The organism is Devosia sp. (genome assembly GCF_036563435.1).
GTDB lineage: Bacteria > Pseudomonadota > Alphaproteobacteria > Rhizobiales > Devosiaceae > Devosia.
Genome location: NZ_DATCMJ010000004.1, coordinates 28,738 through 47,513 on the forward strand (window position 1 = coordinate 28,738; position 18,776 = coordinate 47,513).

At 63.7% G+C, this 18,776-nt stretch carries 22 protein-coding genes; 16 read left to right on the forward strand and 6 right to left on the reverse strand.

What is annotated here, in order from left to right; genetic code table 11:
- The first annotated feature begins 368 nt into the window (after positions 1-368).
- The 6 genes from VIL88_RS03145 to VIL88_RS03170 all read left to right on the forward strand — a co-directional run bounded on the left by VIL88_RS03145 (position 369) and on the right by VIL88_RS03170 (position 6,635).
- On the forward strand, positions 369-3,371 hold the full coding sequence (locus VIL88_RS03145; protein ID WP_331985873.1) for a helicase-related protein: 3,003 nt from the start codon (positions 369-371) through the stop codon (positions 3,369-3,371).
- Positions 3,372-3,374: 3 nt separating this feature from the next.
- Positions 3,375-3,782 carry an RNA-binding S4 domain-containing protein gene (locus tag VIL88_RS03150; RefSeq protein WP_331985875.1) on the forward strand — a complete coding sequence of 136 codons (408 nt, stop codon included), beginning with the start codon at positions 3,375-3,377 and terminating at the stop codon, positions 3,780-3,782.
- A gap of 24 nt (positions 3,783-3,806) precedes the next feature.
- Positions 3,807-4,109, forward strand: a complete 303-nt coding sequence (locus VIL88_RS03155; RefSeq protein WP_331985877.1) for a hypothetical protein — start codon at positions 3,807-3,809, stop codon at positions 4,107-4,109.
- Positions 4,106-4,648, forward strand: coding sequence for a GNAT family N-acetyltransferase (locus VIL88_RS03160; protein ID WP_331985879.1), 543 nt, complete (start codon positions 4,106-4,108; stop codon positions 4,646-4,648). The genes VIL88_RS03155 and VIL88_RS03160 overlap by 4 nt, the downstream gene beginning before the upstream one ends.
- Positions 4,649-4,677: 29 nt before the next feature.
- Complete coding sequence (locus VIL88_RS03165; protein WP_331985881.1) at positions 4,678-5,370, forward strand: DUF2270 domain-containing protein; 693 nt, start codon at positions 4,678-4,680, stop codon at positions 5,368-5,370.
- Positions 5,371-5,438: 68 nt separating this feature from the next.
- Entirely contained in the window at positions 5,439-6,635 is a 1,197-nt protein-coding gene (locus VIL88_RS03170) for an alpha/beta hydrolase (RefSeq protein ID WP_331985883.1), read from the forward strand.
- On the opposite strand, the gene VIL88_RS03175 is transcribed toward VIL88_RS03170, so the two are convergent.
- Positions 6,632-6,934: a PRC-barrel domain-containing protein gene (locus VIL88_RS03175; RefSeq protein WP_331985885.1), complete on the reverse strand. Its 303-nt coding sequence runs from the start codon at positions 6,932-6,934 to the stop codon at positions 6,632-6,634. The genes VIL88_RS03170 and VIL88_RS03175 overlap by 4 nt on opposite strands.
- A 185-nt stretch (positions 6,935-7,119) precedes the next feature.
- Here VIL88_RS03175 and fdxA point away from each other — a divergent pair, with 185 nt between their 5' ends.
- Positions 7,120-7,458, forward strand: a complete 339-nt coding sequence (gene fdxA / locus VIL88_RS03180) for a ferredoxin FdxA (RefSeq protein ID WP_331985887.1) — start codon at positions 7,120-7,122, stop codon at positions 7,456-7,458.
- Between the two features lie 542 nt (positions 7,459-8,000).
- Positions 8,001-8,576, forward strand: coding sequence for a CarD family transcriptional regulator (locus tag VIL88_RS03185; protein ID WP_331985889.1), 576 nt, complete (start codon positions 8,001-8,003; stop codon positions 8,574-8,576).
- A gap of 63 nt (positions 8,577-8,639) precedes the next feature.
- Here VIL88_RS03185 and VIL88_RS03190 read toward each other — a convergent pair whose 3' ends face one another.
- Together VIL88_RS03190 and VIL88_RS03195 are read right to left on the reverse strand one after the other, a co-directional pair.
- Positions 8,640-9,173, reverse strand: a complete 534-nt coding sequence (locus VIL88_RS03190; protein ID WP_331985891.1) for an AAA family ATPase — start codon at positions 9,171-9,173, stop codon at positions 8,640-8,642.
- On the reverse strand, positions 9,173-10,003 hold the full coding sequence (locus tag VIL88_RS03195; RefSeq protein WP_331985893.1) for an SAM-dependent methyltransferase: 831 nt from the start codon (positions 10,001-10,003) through the stop codon (positions 9,173-9,175). The genes VIL88_RS03190 and VIL88_RS03195 overlap by 1 nt, the downstream gene beginning before the upstream one ends.
- A 120-nt stretch (positions 10,004-10,123) precedes the next feature.
- On the opposite strand from VIL88_RS03195, the gene VIL88_RS03200 reads away from it, so the two are divergent.
- The 5 genes from VIL88_RS03200 to VIL88_RS03220 are packed head-to-tail and all read left to right on the forward strand — an operon-like array spanning position 10,124 to position 13,346.
- The gene (locus tag VIL88_RS03200; RefSeq protein ID WP_331985895.1) at positions 10,124-10,843 is read left to right on the forward strand and encodes a ComF family protein; all 720 of its coding nucleotides are present in this window, start codon (positions 10,124-10,126) and stop codon (positions 10,841-10,843) included.
- 28 nt (positions 10,844-10,871) lie between these two features.
- The gene (gene grxC, locus VIL88_RS03205; protein ID WP_331985897.1) at positions 10,872-11,126 is read left to right on the forward strand and encodes a glutaredoxin 3; all 255 of its coding nucleotides are present in this window, start codon (positions 10,872-10,874) and stop codon (positions 11,124-11,126) included.
- Positions 11,127-11,130: 4 nt separating this feature from the next.
- The gene (locus VIL88_RS03210; protein ID WP_331985899.1) at positions 11,131-11,961 is read left to right on the forward strand and encodes a carbon-nitrogen hydrolase family protein; all 831 of its coding nucleotides are present in this window, start codon (positions 11,131-11,133) and stop codon (positions 11,959-11,961) included.
- A 53-nt stretch (positions 11,962-12,014) separates the two neighbouring features.
- Positions 12,015-12,437: a DUF1178 family protein gene (locus VIL88_RS03215; protein ID WP_331985900.1), complete on the forward strand. Its 423-nt coding sequence runs from the start codon at positions 12,015-12,017 to the stop codon at positions 12,435-12,437.
- A 39-nt stretch (positions 12,438-12,476) separates the two neighbouring features.
- Positions 12,477-13,346 carry an aldo/keto reductase gene (locus VIL88_RS03220; protein ID WP_331985902.1) on the forward strand — a complete coding sequence of 290 codons (870 nt, stop codon included), beginning with the start codon at positions 12,477-12,479 and terminating at the stop codon, positions 13,344-13,346.
- A gap of 326 nt (positions 13,347-13,672) precedes the next feature.
- On the opposite strand, the gene ilvD is transcribed toward VIL88_RS03220, so the two are convergent.
- Positions 13,673-15,526, reverse strand: coding sequence for a dihydroxy-acid dehydratase (gene ilvD / locus VIL88_RS03225; RefSeq protein WP_331985904.1), 1,854 nt, complete (start codon positions 15,524-15,526; stop codon positions 13,673-13,675).
- A gap of 161 nt (positions 15,527-15,687) precedes the next feature.
- Between ilvD and VIL88_RS03230 the strand changes: the two genes are divergently transcribed.
- Positions 15,688-16,050 (forward strand): hypothetical protein, encoded by a 363-nt coding sequence (locus VIL88_RS03230; protein WP_331985906.1) that lies wholly within the window; start codon positions 15,688-15,690, stop codon positions 16,048-16,050.
- A 5-nt stretch (positions 16,051-16,055) separates the two neighbouring features.
- Here the strand turns inward: VIL88_RS03230 and VIL88_RS03235 are convergent, their stop codons facing one another.
- Together VIL88_RS03235 and ubiG are read right to left on the reverse strand one after the other, a co-directional pair.
- On the reverse strand, positions 16,056-16,493 hold the full coding sequence (locus VIL88_RS03235; RefSeq protein WP_331985908.1) for a hypothetical protein: 438 nt from the start codon (positions 16,491-16,493) through the stop codon (positions 16,056-16,058).
- A 27-nt stretch (positions 16,494-16,520) separates the two neighbouring features.
- The gene (gene ubiG / locus VIL88_RS03240; protein WP_331985910.1) at positions 16,521-17,264 is read right to left on the reverse strand and encodes a bifunctional 2-polyprenyl-6-hydroxyphenol methylase/3-demethylubiquinol 3-O-methyltransferase UbiG; all 744 of its coding nucleotides are present in this window, start codon (positions 17,262-17,264) and stop codon (positions 16,521-16,523) included.
- Between the two features lie 322 nt (positions 17,265-17,586).
- Here ubiG and VIL88_RS03245 point away from each other — a divergent pair, with 322 nt between their 5' ends.
- Together VIL88_RS03245 and VIL88_RS03250 are read left to right on the forward strand one after the other, a co-directional pair.
- The gene (locus tag VIL88_RS03245) at positions 17,587-18,123 is read left to right on the forward strand and encodes a GNAT family N-acetyltransferase (RefSeq protein WP_331985912.1); all 537 of its coding nucleotides are present in this window, start codon (positions 17,587-17,589) and stop codon (positions 18,121-18,123) included.
- An 86-nt stretch (positions 18,124-18,209) separates the two neighbouring features.
- Positions 18,210-18,701 (forward strand): GNAT family N-acetyltransferase, encoded by a 492-nt coding sequence (locus VIL88_RS03250; RefSeq protein WP_331985914.1) that lies wholly within the window; start codon positions 18,210-18,212, stop codon positions 18,699-18,701.
- The last annotated feature ends 75 nt before the right edge of the window (positions 18,702-18,776 follow it).

Consider the following 18,776-nt stretch of genomic DNA (forward strand, 5'->3'; position numbering starts at 1 on the left):
GCTAATCTGGCCCTGCCGGCCTGAAGCCGGAAAAAACTTACGGGTATCGGTGCTTTACCACCTGTTCACGAACAGCCGAATCCTGGCCCCGTCCACGCTTTGGCAAGAGAGTTGAAGCGTCCAACCTCCCGTTCGACCCGTCCAGGCGCTGCCGCAGGAGGCAAGTAGTGCCTCACCTTCTGCACCTCCTACCACCTCTAGTGGAGAACAAAGCCGGATTCACTGAGTCGCGCCGATTCGATGCCCGTTCGTTCCCCACTTGTTCTATGGGTTAACCTGCGTCACAAAATGGCCGCCTCCGCGTCCTTTCTCGCGCCTCGCGATTGGCCTCTCGCAAGTGCCGTCCTGACGCCCTACATTGAGCCGCAATGACTTTCGCCCCGCCCCAGTCGGTCAAGGCCATCCTTGGCCCCACCAATACCGGCAAGACCTATTTTGCCATCGAACGCATGCTGGCCCATCCCACGGGAATGATTGGCCTGCCGCTGCGCCTGCTCGCGCGCGAGGTCTACCAGCGCTGCGTCGAGCGGGTGGGGGAGGGGGCCGTGGCCTTGGTTACCGGCGAGGAGCGCATCGTTCCGGCCAAGCCGCGCTTTTGGGTTTGTACGGTCGAAGCCATGCCCATGGATATCCGCGTCGATTGCGTGGCTATCGATGAGATCCAGACCGCCATCGACTTCGACCGCGGCCATGTCTTCACTGATCGCATCCTCAATGCCCGCGGCTCGATGGAAACGCTCCTCATGGGCGCCGGCACCATGGCGCCGATCATCCGCAAGCTCCTGCCGCATGCCGAGATCATCGACCGGCCGCGCTTCTCACAGCTGACCTATGCCGGCTCGAAAAAGATTTCGCGCCAGCCGACCCGCTCGGCCATCGTCGCCTTCTCGGCGCGGCAGGTCTATGCCATTGCCGAGCTGATCCGGCGCGAACGCGGCGGCGCGGCGGTGGTGATGGGGGCGCTATCGCCCCGCACCCGCAATGCGCAGGTCGAGCTCTACCAGAATGGCGACGTCGATTTTCTGGTCGCCACCGACGCCATCGGCATGGGGCTCAACCTCGATATCCACCATGTCGCCTTTGCCGACGACCACAAATTCGACGGCCGCCAGAGCCGCGAACTCACCCCCGCCGAGATCGGCCAGATCGCCGGCCGGGCCGGGCGCCATGCCCGCAACGGCACCTTCGGGGTTACCGGCGGCACCGAAGCATTCGACGAAGAACTGGTGGTTCAGCTCGAAACGCACGACTTCGACCCGATAAAAGTGCTGCAATGGCGCAACAATCAGCTCGATTTCTCATCCATCGCCGCCCTGCAGCACAGCCTAGATGCCGTGCCCGAGCACAGGAGCCTCACCCGCGTTCCGGTCGCCAAGGACCAGCAGGCGCTTGAATTCGTTTCGCGCAACGAGGCGGGGCAGCTCGCGCGTGGCCTCGATGGGGCGCGGCTCCTGTGGGAATGCTGCCAGATCCCTGATTATCAGGGCATTTCTCCCGCCAATCACGGGGAAATCGTCACGCGCATTTACACCGACTTAGTCAAGAAGCGGCACGTCAACACCGACTGGATTGCCGAGCAGGTACGCTTTTGCGACAATACCAGCGGCGACATCGACACCTTGAGCAACCGGATCAAACAGATCCGCACCTGGACCTTTGTCGCCAATCGCAAAAACTGGCTTGCAGACCCTTCACATTGGCGCGAAAAGACCCGAGACATTGAGGATAGGCTGAGCGACGCTCTTCATGAGCGGTTGACCCAGCGCTTCGTCGACCGGCGCACCAGCGTCTTGCTGCGTCATCTGAAAGACAAACGTATGGTATCTCCCGAGATCAACGACCGTGGCGAAGTGCGGCTGGAAGGCCACCTCATCGGCACGCTGGAAGGCTTCCGCTTTACCCTCGCCCGCAATGACGGCGATGCCGACATCCGTGGGCTGCGCTCCGCCGCCGAGCAGGTCGTCGCTCCCGAGATCCACAATCGCGCCGATCGTCTGGCCGGTGCGCCCAACGAAGAATTCGTGCTGGCCACCGATGGCAAGCTGCGCTGGAAGGGCGACATCGTTGCCGAGCTGATCGAGGGCGACGCGCTTTATCGCCCACGCATCCTGATGCTGGCCGATGAATCGCTGACCGGCACCGACCTCGAGCGCGTGCAGGACCGCCTCTCGCTCTGGCTGCGTCATCATATCAACACCGTGCTCGAAGGCGTGATGGCGCTGGAAGCGCCGGACGATCTCGAAGGCACCGCCCGCGGCATCGCCTTCCAGCTCTACGAGCATATCGGCCTGATCCCGCGCGCCCAGATCGCCGACGAGGTCAAGAACCTCGACCAGGACGTGCGTGGCAAGCTCAGGAAGCTCGGCGTCAAGTTCGGCGCCTACCACATCTACCTGCCGCTGTCGCTCAAGCCCGCCCCGCGCGAGCTGGCGCTGATCCTTTATGCGCTCAAGAATGGCGGCGTGCGCCAGCCCGGCGTCACCGATATCCCGCACATCGTCCTCTCCGGCCGCACCTCGTTTGTGGTCGACCCGGAAGTCGATACCCGTCTCTACGAGATCGCCGGCTTCAAGGTCGCGGGCCGCCGTGCGGTGCGCGTCGATATTCTCGAGCGCCTCGCCGACATCATCCGCCCGCTGATCGCGCTCGATGCCGGCCGCCCCTATGCCGGCGAGCTGCCGGCCGGCGCTGCCGAAGGCAACGGCTTCCGCGTCACCGTGGAAATGACTTCGCTCCTGGGCTGCTCGGGCGAGGATTTCGCCTCGATCCTCCAGTCGCTGGGTTACAAGGTCAAGCGCGTGCCCAAGGTCGCGCCCCCCGCCGCTCCTGCCGAAGCCTCCGCCGAGGCGCCGGCGCTCGAAGAAGTGCTGGCCGAAAATCCTGCATCGCTCGATGCAGCAGAAGAGACGCCAGTGGAGGCCGTGCCTGCCGAGACTCCGCTCGCCGTGGAAGCCGAACTGCCTGCCACGACCATTGTGGAGTCCGCGCCCGAGACCGCCGAAACAGCTCCGGCCGCTCCGGCCGAACCGGAATTCGACGAGATCTGGTCACCGGCCGGCAAGCGCCCGGACAACCGGCGCCATGAAGGCCGCCGCCGTCCAGAGGGCGAAGGGCAGAGCAAGCGTCCCGAACGCCAGCGCCAGCCGGGCCCCCGCCGCCCCGAGGGCGAGGTGCAGGATCTCAGCAAGGCCCGCCACCTGCAGCCGAAGCCGAAGTTCGAGGGCAAGCCGCGTCCCAACAACCGCCGTCCGGACGATCAGAAGGGCGAGCGCGCCCGCTTCGAGCGTCCTGTCGAGCCGCGCAAGGAAAAGGCGTTCGATCCGGACAGCCCCTTCGCCAAGCTGATGGCGCTCAAGGCCCCAAGGGAGTAGCGATTGGCAGGAGCTGGCGAACCCATCCGCAAGGAGCGGCTCGACAAGTTCCTGTTCTTTTCGCGCGCGCTCAAGTCCCGCACCCTAGCGCAGAAGGTCATCGAGACCGGCGCCATTCGCGTCAATTCCGAACGCACCGAGCGCTCCGATCACAAGGTCGGCGCCGGTGACGTCCTGACCATGACCCTTCATGGACGCATCGTCGTCTGGCGCATTCTCGACCCCGGCACCCGCCGTGGCCCCGCCGCCGAAGCACAAAGCCTCTACGAAGACCTCTCGCCACCACCCCTGCCCAGGGCCGAGCTCTCCCCCTATGAAGCCGCCATCGCGCAACGCGGTGAGGGGGCCGGCCGCCCGACCAAGAAGGAACGGCGCGACATTGATCGGCTGCATGGCGAGGACGAGGACTAGTGCGGCTGGAGACAGAGCGAGGCGATGGCCCAGTTCAAGATCATCGAAAGCAGGCGACTCGGTTTGGAAGAGTGCGAGTTCGACGTCTCGCCTGAGGCCGGTCAGGTCATCAGTGGAGAAATGTTCCCCATCCAAGAGCGGGGATCGCTCTGGGAATACGTCGTCGTGACGGCCCAGCACCGAGGCGAGCATGTCACCTTGCTCTGCAGGCCCTGGCTTCCCGGCGACCAAGCCTTTGTTGGACTGAGCGTAACGACGCGAAAGCTGACAGCGGTTGATCGCAAGCGCTATCGCAAGCTGCTCGATGGCATCGAAAATCTTATGTGAAGCGTACGACCGTGATTCCGACCATCATCACCGAACGCCTGATCCTGCGCCCGCCTGTGCATGCTGACCTCCTGCCCATGCAGGAGATGCTGGCGTCCGACCGCGCGCGTTTCATGGGTGGGCCATATGACAGCAAAGGCGCTTGGCGCCTGTTCTGTCAGGACATCGCCCTTTGGCAGATTTACGGCCACGGTGCCTTGATGATCGATCTTCGGTCGAATGGCGCCTGCGTGGGCGAAGTGGGGATCAATCACGGGCCCTTTTATCCAGAAAAGGAACTAGGATGGCTCCTGTTCGAGGGGCACGAAGGGCAGGGCTATGCCCATGAAGCCAGCGCCGCCCTGCGCGACTGGGCCTTTGACCAGCTCCGGCTCGAAAGCCTCGTCAGCTATATCGATCCCCACAACCACACCTCGATCGCCGTCGCCCAGCGGCTCGGCGCGATCCTCGACCCTGACGCACTTCGGCAGGATGCGGAGGACCTGGTCTATCGCCACTGGCCTGGAAGCAAGCAACCTAGCCCCACTGCGGTGGTTTAGCTCCTGCATCTGACAGGAGGCAAAGTGACGTGAGCGTTGTGCCCGATCCGCTGCCCATCGCCGAGGCCCGGCTGCCCACCAACTCAGCCGAAGCTACCAACGCGATGATCCATTACTACCGCGCCGAGATGGGGCGGATGAATGCCTGGCGCTCGCGTATCGACCTTACCAGCAATTGGGCCATCACCGTGGTCGCGGCGCTGCTTTCGGTGTCGCTGTCGACCCCGGCGGCGCATCATGGCCTTGTGCTCTTTGCCATGCTGATCGTGCTGCTCCTGCTCTGCGTGGAAGCGCGCCGCTATCGCTTCTATGACGTCTATCGCATGCGGGTGCGCCAGTTCGAGCGGCACTATTTCGGCCAGCTGTTCGGTCCCGAAACCGAAGGTGGCGTCGAGCCCTGGCTCCTGATGCTGGCCAAGGACCTGCGCCACCCGCGCTTCCGCATCACCTATGACCGGGCCATCCGCCGCCGGCTGCGCCGCAACTATGTTTGGATGTTCCTGATCCTGCTTGCCGCCTGGCTGGTGAAGCTTGCCTCGCCCGATCTGCAGGAAGGCGTGGTGCTCGACCCGGGCCGGCCCCTGCAGGTGCTGATCGGTCATGCCGCCATCGGTCCGGTGCCCGGCTGGGTGGTGGTGGCGCTGATGACGCTGTTCTACGCCGTCCTGGCCGTCGCCTGCCTCAAGGGCAAGGACCGCGGCGGCGACGAGGTGCACGTCTAGTCCCTGGCGACAACGCAACGAAAGGGGCGGTGAAGGATTGCCGTGGGTACAGTCCCCGGGAGACCTCCATGCCCTTGCTTCTTGTTGTCCGTTTCCTGTTGTCGCTCGTGTCGCTCGCCATCTTGGGCTATGCGGGATACCTCCTCTACGAGTGGTATGACGGCACGCAATATGTGCGCGAGGCCGATGGCGTCCTGGTTCGGGATCGCGAGAACTGGATGCTCTGGCTCGGCCTGGCGCTTCTGGCTTTTTCCGGCCTCGGACGTTTCCTGCTCCTGCCGCTTCTCGCCAAGCCGGACACCGACCCCAGCAGGGCCGAGCGGTCCGCCGGCACCATGATCAAGAGCGCCAGCGGCGCCGATCTCTATGTGGAAAGCCTCGGTGACCGTGACCGGCCAACCATTGTCCTGACCCATGGCTGGTCCCTCGACAGCACCATCTGGTTCTATGCCAAGCGCGATCTGCTGCGCGATTCCCGCGTCGTTACCTGGGATCTGCCGGGCCTTGGCCGCTCACGGCCGGCTTCATCGGAGGGCATTGCGCTACCCGTCTTTGCGCAGGATCTCCGCTCCGTGATCGAGTGGACCGGCGCGCCATCGGTCGTGGTGGTGGGTCACAGCATCGGCGGCATGACAATCCAGACGCTGGCGCGCGACATGCCGGAGTTTTTCTCCGAGCGCATCGCCGGTGCCGTCCTGCTCAACACCACCTATACCAATCCGCTCAAGACCATGATCTTGCCCCGGCTGATGCAGGCGATCCGCTGGCCGCTGCTGGAGCCGATCATGCGCATCATGATCGTCCTGCAGCCTCTCGTGTGGCTGGGCGCCTGGCAGAGCTATCTCAGCGGCTCCGCGCATTTGGCCAACCGGCTGGGCTTCGGCAAATTCGTCACCCGCAGCCAGCTCGATCACGTGACGCTCCTCTCCACGCGCAATCCGCCCGCCAACATCATGCGCGGCAATCTGGCTATGTTCCGCTGGGACGCGACCGGTGCCCTAGCCAAGGTCCCGACGCCGCTGCTGGTGGTCGGGGGCGAGGTCGACATCGTCACCAAGCCTGAAGCCGGCGCCACCATCGCGCAAACGGCGCCCAACGGGCGATACCTGCCCGTCGGCGGCGTCAACCACATGGGCTTTCACGAACTCTCGTCCACCTATGACGCTGAAATTGCCAGCTTCGCCGGAACATGCCTGCTGGCCGCGGCGTCCGGGGTGCCGGCGGGGCAGGGCTCGCCTCCGGCAGGAGGCGAGCGGCTGGTCTAGTGGTGATGCCGGTGTTCGGGCATCGCTTCGAGCTGTTCCTTGGTCCAGGTGGTGACGGCATGCACCGAGCCTTGCTCGTCGCGCATGAAGTCAAGTTCGGTGACGCTGACCGCCACCGGCTTGGCGCCGATGCCCAGGAACCCGCCGACATCGATGATGACCTGGCTGGCCGTACCGCTGCCATGCACATGGTTGACATGGCCGAGCTTGTGATCGTCGGCACCATAGATGGTGGCGCCCTCGAGCAGCGACGGCGTCAGTTCATCGGGCGACAGGCGGACATGCTTGGAATGATCCATGCTGGGACTCCTTTCGAGGTTGATGGGAGGGAAAGTCCCCCGCGGCCCGCATGTTCCGGCGAAAGGGAAATGGTTTCTCACGTGAGGCCGTCCTGCGCCAATTGGTGCATGCTGCCAGCCTTGCGGCATGGGCCAAAAGGGTTTAGCACCGGACCCGTTGAGACCCTGCCGGACTGCCGCCCGATATGACCTATATCGTCACCGATAACTGCATCGCCTGTAAGTATACCGACTGTGTCGAAGTCTGCCCCGTGGACTGTTTCTATGAGGGCGAGAACATGCTGGTGATCCATCCCGACGAGTGTATCGACTGCGGCGTCTGCGAACCGGAATGCCCCGCCGAAGCCATCAAGCCCGACACCGAGTCCGGGCTCGACGAATGGCTCGCCCTCAACACCAAGTTCGCCTCCATCTGGCCCAACCTCACCGAACGCCGCGACCCGCTCCCCGAAGCCAAGGACAAGGACGGCGAAGAGGGCAAGCTGGCCAAATACTTCTCGGAAGCCCCCGGCGAAGGCGACTAGGGGGCGGGGCTGCCCACGGAATTTGCCGCGAACTTCCCTCCCCCTTGCGGGGAGGGAGGCGAGATAGAAGTTAGCTTGCTAACTTCGTTATCGAGCAGGGTGGGGGTTCTAAGCCATCTTGGAACTCGAGACGCTCGGACAGCTCAGAACCCCAACCCTTGATCCCTCCCCTCGAGGGGGAGGGTGTCGACTGAAGCAGCGGCGTCCCGCCACCCCTGTGGATAGCCCGTGTACAACCCGATCAGCCTCATCCTCGCCCCATTGGGCAAGGCTCCACCAGCCCTTGATTCGTAGCTTTTGATTTTGCTGATTTTTTATGCTATGGTCTTCCCATATGCAGTTGAGCCCTTCACCCAGCCCGTGCCTCAAGGCACGATTTTTTTGTGACATCGTTGGATGAGCCGACTTCCGGGTAAAGCGGACCTGGACGGTCGCAGGGTCTTTGCTGCGCGCGGCGTCCCGTTCGGACGCTAGATATGAGTTTGGATGGACGGTCCTTCCCGCCAGGAACTGTCCATTTTGGGGCGTCAACAAGGAGTTCCATGACTATGGTAGCCAAGAAGGTACAGACACGGCTCGGGTTCAAGACCGGTGAATACGTGGTCTATCCGGCGCATGGCGTCGGCGTGATCGTTTCGATCGAGGAACAGGAAGTTGCCGGGCTGACCCTCGAGCTGTTCGTGATCAGCTTCGAACAGGACAAGCTGACCCTTCGCGTCCCCGTGGCCAAGATCAAGTCGGTCGGCATGCGCAAGCTGGCCGAGGAAGACATGGTCAACCAGGCGCTCGCCACCGTGACCGGCCGCGCCCGCGTCAAGCGCACCATGTGGTCGCGCCGCGCGCAGGAATACGAAGCCAAGATCAATTCGGGCGACCTGATCGCCATTTCGGAAGTCGTGCGCGATCTCTACCGCTCCGAAGAGCAGCCCGAGCAGAGCTATTCGGAACGCCAGCTGTTCGAACAGGCCATGGACCGCATGAGCCGCGAAATCGGTGCCGTCAACAAGCTGACGCTGACCGAAGCCGTGCAGCTGATCGAAAAGAACCTCGCCAAGTCGCCCAAGCGCACCAAGGCCGACGCGGCCGAAGCCGAAGGCGACGAGGAAGCTGCCGCTTAAGGTAAAGCCTCGCAGATCGTCTAAGAGAAGGGCTGGTGGAAACACCGGCCCTTTTTCATGAGTTCAGACCCGAAAGCGATTGCTTTCCAAGGCCGCGACCACGGCCCGCAGCGTGTCGTGACGGCTCATGCCGTCTACGGCCAGCGCGTGCTTCTCATGCTCGTCAAGGTCGGCAAACTGGCGATGGAGTTCTGCAACGACCCCAGGATCGGCAAGGGAATCCCCGCCTCGGCTTCGGCAGCGCTCCACCGCTTCCTCCACTGACGTCCGCAGGACGATGTAATGAGTGGTCACGCCAGCGATCCGATAATAGGGCAGCATGGCCGGGCGAATGACGCCGTCCACAGCCACAAAGTACGCCTCTTGAGCGTAGAGGGCGGCCACGTTGCCGGCGATCCTCATGACCATGCGATTCTGCGCATCTGCTTCGGGGAGCCAGGGATCGATATGCCCCTGCTTGATATAGCCCCAGAAGTCATCGGTATGGAGATGCACCTTTTTGCCGCCCGGCAGGTTGGCCAGGGCCTCGGCGGCGGTGGTCTTGCCTGAACCCGGCGAGCCGGAAAGCAGCAGAATCTGGCCGGCCAATGGGTCCATCAACTCCCCCTCAGGGCATCACCCAGACGGGTGGTGGCACTGCCCGGTTTGAGCGGCTGCTGCTGGCTTTCATGCGGCACCCAGCCCGAGAGCCAGATGATTTCCAGCGTCGCGCGCACACGCCCATCCGCATCGCTTTCCCGATCGGCATAGGCCTCTGCCGCAGCGGTCAGCAGCGCCCGTGTCGCCGGCCGTTTCGGCCGATCCCGCAACGGGTTGGCTGCACCCAGCGCCTTGAGCTCCGCCATCAGGGCGAAAGGGGTACTGTAGCGGACGACATGGGTTTCCACATCCGCCACGGGCAGCGCCAACCCGGCTCGCTGCAACAGCGCCCCGCCGTCGCGCACCTGGATCATCGGCGCCACACGCGCCGCCGCACCGCCGAACACCTCCGTGTCGGCGGCAAGAAAGGCCTCGCGCAGCTCGGTCAGCGTCTCGCCCCCCAGCGCAGCCACCATCAGGAGCCCGTCCGGTGCAAGCCTTGTCCGCAGCCGCGCCAGGTAGCCGGGAACGTCATTGACCACCTGGAGGTGAAGCAAGGACACGACAAGGTTGTAACCATCTCCCTCGAGCGGTGGGATGTCGTCATCCCCTTCGAAAGCCGCGTGCCGTTCGTAGGAAAAGCTCGCGCTGGCGGTCTGCCCCTTTTGGGGAAGCCTCGCAAGGTCAGGCCCGATGATCGCGGCCTTGGCAAAGTCGCGGATCAGGGTGCCGAGGCGATCCTCGAGATCGGCCAGAACCAGATCGGTGACGAAGTCGCCCCTATCGGTCCGCCGCGCCAGGTGGCGCCGGATCAGGGCGGTATCGAAAATGGCTGGCGGCTGGCTCATGGCATCCCTTGCGGGCCGTTGGCAGTGTGGCACTATGGGCTTATGGAGAGCGAAGAGGGGCTTGTCAAAACAACGGTCTGGGGCAGCCGCGCACTGGATGGCGCCCGACGGGCGGCCACCGTGTTGCTCGACCTCGTCTATCCGCCCACCTGCCTCAACTGCGATGCGCCGACCGCTGCTCCGGACAGTCTTTGTGCCGGCTGCTTCCAGTCCCTCCGTCCCATCACGGCGCCGCTTTGTCCGGTCCTGGGCCTGCCCTTCGAGGTCTCACTCGGTCCTGACGCCCTCTCAGCCGAGGCCTTGGCCGACCCACCGCCCTTCGGCCGCGCCCGGGCGGCGGTGATCTATAACGACGTCGCCCGCACCCTGGTATCGCGCCTCAAATATGGCGACCGGCCGGAACTGGCCCGCTTCTGCGCCCGCCTCATGGCCGGCGCCGGGCACGAGCTCTGGGAAGGCGCACCCATACTCTTGCCCGTGCCGCTTCATCCCGCGCGCCACCGCCAGCGGCGCTACAACCAGTCGGCCGAACTGGCCAGGGCAATCGGCAGCATCGTCGGCCTCGAGGTCGATCCTCTTCTGGTCCGCAGGATTCGCAAGACTCGTCAGCAGGTTGGCCTCAGCGAAGACGGACGGCAACGGAACGTCGCGGGCGCCTTTGCCGTTCATCCCGACATGCTGGCACGCAGCCGGGGCCGCCGCATCGTGCTTGTCGATGACGTCTATACGACCGGCGCCACGACCAAGGCGGTGACGCGAACCCTGCTCCGAGCCGGTGCCGAATCCGTCGACGTCATCAGCTTCGCCCGCGTTGTTATCGGCGCGGACTTGCCCATATAAGAAACAGCTTTTCTCCCAGGAGATTCCGTTGGCCAAGATCGAAATCTACACCACGCCGACCTGCCCCTATTGCCATGCCGCCAAGGCGCTGCTGAACGAAAAGGGTGCCGAGTTCACCGAGATCACCGTGCTCGATCCGGAACTGCGCGCCGCCATGACCCAGCGCGCCCATGGCCGCCGCACCGTGCCGCAGATCTTTATCGGCGAAACCCATGTCGGCGGCTATGACGACATGGCGGCCCTTGACCGGCAGGGCGGCCTCGATCCGCTCCTGGCACAGTAGCAGCGTGAAGATCGCCGCCATCCAGATGCGCTCCGGCCTCGACCCCGAGGCCAATGTCGCAGCGCTCGAGCCGCTTCTTGCCGAGGCGGCAGAGGCGGGTGCCTCCTACGCCCTGACGCCCGAGGTCACGGTGCTGTTCCCCGAGAACCGCGACCACCTGCGCAGCGTGGCGGCGCCTTTCGAAAATCATCCGCAGCTGCGCCGCGTCGGCGAGCTGGCGCGCCAGCATGGCATGCACGTCCATATCGGCTCACTGGCGGTGCCACTCCCGGACGGGCGCTTCGCCAACCGTTCGGTGCTGTTCGGACCCGATGGCAACATCCGGGCGACCTACGATAAGATCCATCTGTTCGATGCCGATATCGCCGGGCTCAATGCCTATCGTGAAAGCGCCACCTATGCCGCTGGCGAGCAGGCGGTGACGGCCGATCTCGGCCCATTCACCCTTGGCATGACGATCTGCTACGACATGCGCTTCCCCCGGCTCTACAATGCGCTCGCCAATGCCGGCGCCTCGCTGATTGCCGTTCCGGCGGCCTTCACCGTACCCACAGGTGAGGCGCACTGGCATGTGCTCCTGCGCGCCCGGGCCATCGAAACGGGCTCCTATGTGATCGCCGCCGCGCAGGGGGGCCAGCATCCCAATGGCCGGGCCACCTATGGCCACTCGCTTGTCGTCGACCCGTGGGGCCGGATAGTCGCCGAGCTCGAGCACGATGAGCCCGGCGTGCTGCTGGCAGAAATTTCGCCCGAAGCGGTTGCGGACGCCAGGAGCCGCGTCCCGGCCCTTGCGAATGCGCGAAACTTTGCCCCGCCGCCGCCATTGCGGGCGTGAGCTGGCGGCCTATATCTTCTTGACCTTCGAGCAACGCTCAAAAGACACCTGCCTTGATCCAATATTCCCTCCATTGCAGCAAGGGCCACGCCTACGATGCCTGGTTCAAGAGTGCTGCGGCCTTCGATGAACAGCAGCGCCGCGGCATCGTGACCTGCGCAATCTGCGGCGATAGCGCCGTCAGCAAGGCGCCCATGGCGCCGGCCGTTGCCCGGACCGATCGGGAAAAGGTCTCCCTGGCTTCCTCTCGGCCCGACGCTGCCAAGATCCGCGAACTGCTGCGCGCCTATCGACAGAAGGTGATCAGCGAAGCCGACTATGTCGGCGACAAGTTCGCCGAAGAAGCGCGCAAGATCCATTTCGAGGAGGCGGAGGCCCGCGGCATCTATGGGCAGGCGACCCGCGACGAAGTCGTGGCGCTGGCCGAGGATGGCATCGACTTCCTCCCTCTGCCCGATCTGGCAGACGACAACTAGTTCCGAGCGCCAGTCCCGGCGCGACCAACGGAGACGATCATGACCAAACTCGACGCAGCCCTTTCGGGAACCTTCGCCATTGGCGGTGACCTCAAGGTCAACCGGCTCGGCTTCGGGGCCATGCGCATCACCGGCAAGGGCATCTGGGGCCCGCCGGAAGACCCCGAGGAGGCGCGGGCAACGCTTCGCCGCCTGCCCGAGCTCAATGTCAACTTCATCGACACGGCCGAAAGTTACGGTCCCTATATCAGCGAAGAGCTGATCGGCGAGGTGCTGGCGCCTTACGGGCAGGGCACCATTGTCGCCACCAAGGGCGGCCTCACCCGTCATGGTCCCGACCTCTGGCCGCAGCTTGGCCGTCCCGAATTCCTGCGCCAGGGCGCGCTGCTGAGCCTGCGCCGCCTCAAGGTCGAGCGCATCGACCTCTGGCAGCTGCACCGCATCGATGCCAAGGTGCCGGCACGCGAGCAGTTCGAGACCATCGCCGAACTGCAAAAGGATGGCATCATCCGTCATGCCGGCCTCAGCCAGGTCAGCGTCGCGGAGATCAAGGAAGCGCAGAAATACTTTCCCGTCACCACGGTGCAGAACCTCTACAACTTCGCCAACCGGCAGAGCGAGGACGTTCTGGAATATTGCGAAGCCAATGGCATCGGCTTCATCCCGTGGTACCCGCTGGCCGGCGGCGATCTGGTCAAGGGCCATGCCGACGCCCAGGCCATCATCGAAAAGCACAATGCCTCGCCCAGCCAGATCGCGCTGGCCTGGCTGCTGAAGCGCTCGCCGGTCATGTTGCCCATCCCGGGCACCGGCAAGCGCAAACACCTGGAAGACAATGTCGCGGCAGCCGCCATCGAACTCAGCGACGAGGATTTCGCCACGCTGGACAAGATCGGCAAGAAGGGCTGATCGTACGGCACGACTGCTTACAAGCCGGTGGCGCAACAGCGCTGCCGGCTTTTTCGTGCCGCGGCATTGCAACGATGTGAGGAGGTTAGGGTCGGTTCGATAGGGAGGGTGGAATCCCCGCTATCGAACCTGACCAGTTCAGCTGTCTTGGCAGACCGCTGAGTGGCTGAGGGCCATGTAGCACCGGCGGAAGCGGTTGTCACGCAATTGTCGTGATCACCACCGGCCGTCATCCTCGGGCTTGACCCGAGGACGCTTCACTTAACTAGGGCGCCGCAAGAGGTCACCATCAGGTCAAGCCCGAGGGTGACCTCTTGCGGGTGAGACTAATTCCACAGCTTGTCGATCGCCTGCGTGTCCCGCACCGCGCCGCGCGCCGCGCTGGTCGCAAACGCCGCATAGCCCTTGAGCGCGGTGGTGACGTTGCGCTTGCGCGGATGGGCCGGCTTCCAGCCGAGCTGGTCCTGGTCGTGCCGGCGCTGCACCAGCTCGTCGTCGCTGACAAGAAGCGTGATCGAACGGTTGGGGATGTCGATCTCGATCATGTCGCCTTCGCGCACAAGACCGATCGTGCCGCCTTCCGCCGCTTCGGGCGAAACGTGGCCGATGGAAAGCCCCGACGTACCGCCCGAGAAGCGCCCGTCGGTCAGGAGCGCACAGGCTTTGCCCAGGCCCTTCGATTTCAGGTAGCTCGTGGGATAAAGCATTTCCTGCATGCCGGGGCCGCCGCGCGGGCCTTCGTAGCGGATGACGATCACGTCGCCTGCCTTGATCTCGTTGCTGAGGATCGCCTTGACGGTCGCGTCCTGCGACTCGAACACGCGCGCCGGGCCGGTGAACTTGAGGATGGACTCGTCGACGCCCGCGGTCTTCACGATGCAGCCATCGATGGCGACATTGCCCTTGAGCACAGCGAGCCCGCCGTCCTTGCTGAAGGGCGATTCCGCCGAACGGATCACGCCGTTCTGGCGGTCGAGGTCGAGCTCGGCCCAGCGGTTGCTCTGCGAAAAGGCCTGCGTCGTGCGCACGCCGCCCGGTGCGGCCATATAGAAATTGCGCACGCTTTCCGAATTGGTGCGCGAGATATCCCACCTATCGATGGCGTCGCCCATGGTCGCGGCATGCACCGTCGGCTCGCGGCGGTTGATGAGGCCAGCACGGTCGAGCTGGCCCAGGATGGCGAAGATGCCACCGGCGCGGTGAACGTCTTCCATATGGACATCGTTCTTGGCCGGCGCGACCTTGCTCAACACAGGAACGCGGCGCGACAGGGCGTCGATGTCGTCCATGGTGAAATCGACCCCACCCTCATGGGCGGCAGCCAGGATATGAAGCACCGTATTGGTGGAGCCGCCCATGGCGATATCGAGCGCCATGGCGTTCTCGAAGGCCTGCTTGGTTGCGATAGAGCGCGGCAGGACGGACGCATCCTCCTGCTCGTACCAGCGGCGCGCCAGGTCGACGATCAGGTGGCCCGCTTCCTGGAACAGCCGCTTGCGATCGGAATGGGTGGCGAGCGTCGAGCCATTGCCAGGCAATGAGAGGCCGAGCGCCTCGGTCAGGCAGTTCATGGAATTGGCGGTGAACATGCCGGAGCAGGAGCCGCAGGTAGGGCAGGCGGCTTCCTCGACGGCCTGCACTTCTTCGTCGGTATAGCCTTCGTCGGCCGCCATCACCATGGCGTCGACCAGGTCCAGCGCCTGCAGCTTGCCCTTGATCAGGGCCTTGCCCGCTTCCATCGGTCCGCCGGAGACGAAGACCACAGGGATGTTGATGCGCATGGCGGCATTCAGCATGCCGGGGGTGATCTTGTCGCAATTGGAAATGCAGACCATGGCGTCGGCGCAGTGGGCGTTGACCATGTATTCCACGGAGTCGGCGATGATGTCGCGCGATGGCAGCGAATAGAGCATGCCGTCATGGCCCATGGCGATGCCGTCATCGACCGCGATGGTGTTGAATTCCTTGGCGACGCCACCCGCCGCCTCGATCTCGCGCGCCACCAGCTGGCCAAGGTCTTTCAGATGCACATGGCCAGGCACGAACTGTGTGAACGAATTGACCACCGCAATAATGGGCTTGCCGAAGTCGCCGTCCTTCATGCCCGTGGCGCGCCAGAGGCCACGCGCGCCGGCCATGTTGCGGCCATGGGTGGTTGTGCGGGAGCGGTAAGCGGGCATGGGATCATCCTCGGAGGTCGGCCGCGACCCTGATGGCCGCTTGTGGTCATTCTTAGACCCATTCCAACAAGGGATCAACGGAAACCGTACCGACGGGTACGGTTGATTGCATCGCTTTGCCGTGATCAACGTTTCCGTCACCGGAGACAAAGGAGCAGCCCATGCAGAGCTATCGTCAGGTCCCCGTCGGGCAGGACACGCCGGACGCGGTAACCGTCGGCATCGAACGCGACGGCACCGGCGCCTTGAAGGCCGCCGTTTGGTGGGATTCCATCCGTGACGTGGATGCCGACGAAGCCGAATATGAGGATGTGCCCACCGCCCTTGCCGCCGCCGAGGCGGCCCGCGAGCTGCATGGCTTTGCCGAGGTGGTCGTTGCCCTGCAGGAAGGGCTCCAATGGCAGGGCGCCTGGGGGCGGCTGGGCGGCGGCCGCGAACCGATCGGCGACGTGTCGCATACCGATCTTTCCGATGACGAGGTCTTCACCCTCGCCGCCGGCATCGAGGCCGAGCGCGACGCCTGAGCCCCTCAGTTATCAATGCGGATGATGCCCCATTCGGCGTCTTCGCAAGCATCGTCGAGGCACACCAGCGACATCCAGAGCGCGCCATCGGCAAAGCCGACGCCTTCGCTCGTGACGATTAGGTCGGCGAAATCCTGGCTCCCCAGCGCCGCCAGGGTGTCTTCGGTCAGGAGGCTGTCGAAATTGTCGACCAGATCCTGCGCTTCGAGCACATCATAGAGCTCGCCATTGGCGGCAACCTCGAGCGGATAGAAGGCGAGGTTGGCCAGTGTCGCAGGATCGTCGAACAAAAAGGCGTCCTGCAGCTGCGCAAAGGCTTCGCCGAATTCTTCCGACATGCCGTGGAGGTTCTCGATCCGGGCCATCACATCCTCTTCGCTTTGCGCGAAGGCCGGCGTGGCAAGCAGGGCGGCCAGGAGGGCGAGCGGGGCAAGAAGGCGCATGGATGGCTCCGTGTTGGAGCCTCCGTTCTAACCTGCCGCCGGCCGCTCCGCCATGATCATGTAGTTGATGGACATGTCGGTCGAGCGGCGCCATTCGTCGCCCAGCGGATGAAAGACCACGCCCGTCTCCCCGATCACCCGCAGTCCGTTGCGCGTCAGCAGCGTCTTGATCTCGTCGGGTGTCAGGAACTTGTTCCAGTCATGCGTGCCCACCGGCAGCCAGCGCAGGACGCGCTCGGCGCCAATCACGGCGAAGAGGTTGGCGCGCAGCGTGCGGTTGATGGTGGCGGTGAGGGTCAAGCCACCCGGCTTTACCAGGTCGGCGCAGCTCTTCATGTAAAGGGGAACATTGTCGACATGCTCCACCACTTCCATGTTGAGCACCATGTCGAACTGCCGCCCCTCGGCCGCCAGCGCCTCGCTGGTCGTCGCCTGGTAGCCGATGGCAAGCCCCGACTGTTCGGCATGGAGGCGCGCCACCGCGATGTTGCGCTCCGCTGCATCGATGCCGGTCACCGTCGCGCCCAGCCGCGCCAGAGGTTCGCAGAGCAGCCCGCCACCACAGCCGACATCGAGAATGGAGAGCCCCTCAAAGGGACGCATGTTGGTGCCGTCGCGCTCGAAGTGGCTCAGCAGATAGTCGCGGATATAGCCAAGCCGCACCGGATTGAACTTGTGCAGCGGCTTGAACTTGCCCTTGGGGTCCCACCACTGCTCGGCCATCGCGGTGAACTTGGCGATTTCGGCATCGTTGATGGTGGTCTCGGTCATGGCGCGCTCCGTTTGCGGCATATGACCCTGCCGAAGCGGCAGAGGCAAGGCACGGTTGGTCGCAGATGTGGCTTGGGAGGAGGTCGCGCTCAACGACAGCTTCTGGTCCGATTGAGGCTTTGTTTGAAGGCTGAGCCAGTCTGGAAGCTGACAAAGCTTGTTGCTGCCGAAGGGCAGATGTATAGGCACGCCGCAAACCTTTTAGAGGCGCCTCTGGCTGTCATTGTTGTTTCCGCTTAGTCGACTCCTGTCGACCTAGATCTCTCAGATCCTGAGAGCGTGAAGTCACGGCTGTTTATCAGCCAAAAAACTCCGGTTCGAAATGACAGAACTTTTCAAAGATGGCGTGCGCCTTGTGCCCGCGGCGATCGAGCAACTCAACCTCGAGGACAGGTCGGTAGACGTCCTCGTGAGGGCGCTGGGCGTAGCGGCGCCTCCTTCCTGGCCTCCAGAATTCAATGATCGGGAAACAAGGGCGTGGGTGCGGGAACGCCTTGTAGCGCAACCGCTAGAGTACTCCTGGTACAGCCGCTACATCATTGCCCAGATAGATAATGAACCTGTTCTCGCGGGCGTCGCCGGTTACAAAGGGGCGCCCGACATGACGGGCCAGGTGGAAATTGGCTACTCGGTGGTGGTCGAGCTTCAGCGGCGCGGCATCGCAACAGCGGCAGTCAGGCAGCTCTGCATCGATGCCTTCCATCAAGGCGCGGAGACCATCATCGCCCACACTATTCCAGCATTGATCGCCTCGCAAGGAGTCTTACGCAAGTTGGGCTTCAAGCCATCACAGACTATTATAGACCCCAACGATGGAGAGGTTTGGCAGTATCAACTGCAGCGCGCGAACGTGATCTGAGTGTAGACAACAGCGCAATCGACAGTCGCGATCAGCTTAGGCAGGCGCGACTGTTTCCTCTCTTGTCCGACAAGGTTACACCTCCAATGTCCAATTCCTCCATTTTGATACGGGAGTACGAGCCTGCTGATCTCGACGCCCTTATCGACGTTTTCCGAGCCGCCATCATGCAGACAGCGTCCGCCAACTACTCGGAGGCGCAAAGGACCGCCTGGGCGCAGGTCGACAAAGTGACGTGGTCCGAGCGAAGACTCAGCCGGCCAACCTGGCTGGCGGAGGTGAATGGATCGGTCGCCGGCTTCACTGATCTAGAGCCCGATGGTCACCTCGACATGATGTATGTGCATCCCCGTTTCGCCCGGTTCGGCGTGGCCACAGCGCTGCTTGATACTGCCGAGCACCACGCCAGGAAGCTTGGCCTTGCGCGCATCTATTCCGAAGTCAGTCTTACCGCCCGCCCGTTCTTCGAGCGCCATGGCTTTCGCGTTGTTGAACCAGAACGAGTGCACCGAAACGGACAGTGGTTCGATCGCTTCCGGATGGATAAGGCATTGGTGACCACACAGCCGGGTGGCTAAGTTTCCCGACGGCCGATACTTCGCCTTGGCGCAATGATTGGATCCCGCGATCAGCGATCTTGCCCTTGGCCAATG

Coding starts and splice junctions, on each gene's coding strand:
- VIL88_RS03190 (WP_331985891.1), bottom strand. CDS start 9,173: ATGGACCCATTGGCCGGCCAGATTCTGCTGCTTTCCGGCTCGCCGGGT.
- VIL88_RS03185 (WP_331985889.1), top strand. CDS start 8,001: ATGACTATGGTAGCCAAGAAGGTACAGACACGGCTCGGGTTCAAGACC.
- fdxA (WP_331985887.1), top strand. CDS start 7,120: ATGACCTATATCGTCACCGATAACTGCATCGCCTGTAAGTATACCGAC.
- VIL88_RS03235 (WP_331985908.1), bottom strand. CDS start 16,493: ATGCGCCTTCTTGCCCCGCTCGCCCTCCTGGCCGCCCTGCTTGCCACG.
- VIL88_RS03245 (WP_331985912.1), top strand. CDS start 17,587: ATGACAGAACTTTTCAAAGATGGCGTGCGCCTTGTGCCCGCGGCGATC.
- VIL88_RS03175 (WP_331985885.1), bottom strand. CDS start 6,934: ATGGATCATTCCAAGCATGTCCGCCTGTCGCCCGATGAACTGACGCCG.
- VIL88_RS03230 (WP_331985906.1), top strand. CDS start 15,688: ATGCAGAGCTATCGTCAGGTCCCCGTCGGGCAGGACACGCCGGACGCG.
- VIL88_RS03195 (WP_331985893.1), bottom strand. CDS start 10,003: ATGAGCCAGCCGCCAGCCATTTTCGATACCGCCCTGATCCGGCGCCAC.
- VIL88_RS03155 (WP_331985877.1), top strand. CDS start 3,807: ATGGCCCAGTTCAAGATCATCGAAAGCAGGCGACTCGGTTTGGAAGAG.
- ubiG (WP_331985910.1), bottom strand. CDS start 17,264: ATGACCGAGACCACCATCAACGATGCCGAAATCGCCAAGTTCACCGCG.
- VIL88_RS03170 (WP_331985883.1), top strand. CDS start 5,439: ATGCCCTTGCTTCTTGTTGTCCGTTTCCTGTTGTCGCTCGTGTCGCTC.
- VIL88_RS03250 (WP_331985914.1), top strand. CDS start 18,210: ATGTCCAATTCCTCCATTTTGATACGGGAGTACGAGCCTGCTGATCTC.
- VIL88_RS03220 (WP_331985902.1), top strand. CDS start 12,477: ATGACCAAACTCGACGCAGCCCTTTCGGGAACCTTCGCCATTGGCGGT.
- VIL88_RS03145 (WP_331985873.1), top strand. CDS start 369: ATGACTTTCGCCCCGCCCCAGTCGGTCAAGGCCATCCTTGGCCCCACC.
- ilvD (WP_331985904.1), bottom strand. CDS start 15,526: ATGCCCGCTTACCGCTCCCGCACAACCACCCATGGCCGCAACATGGCC.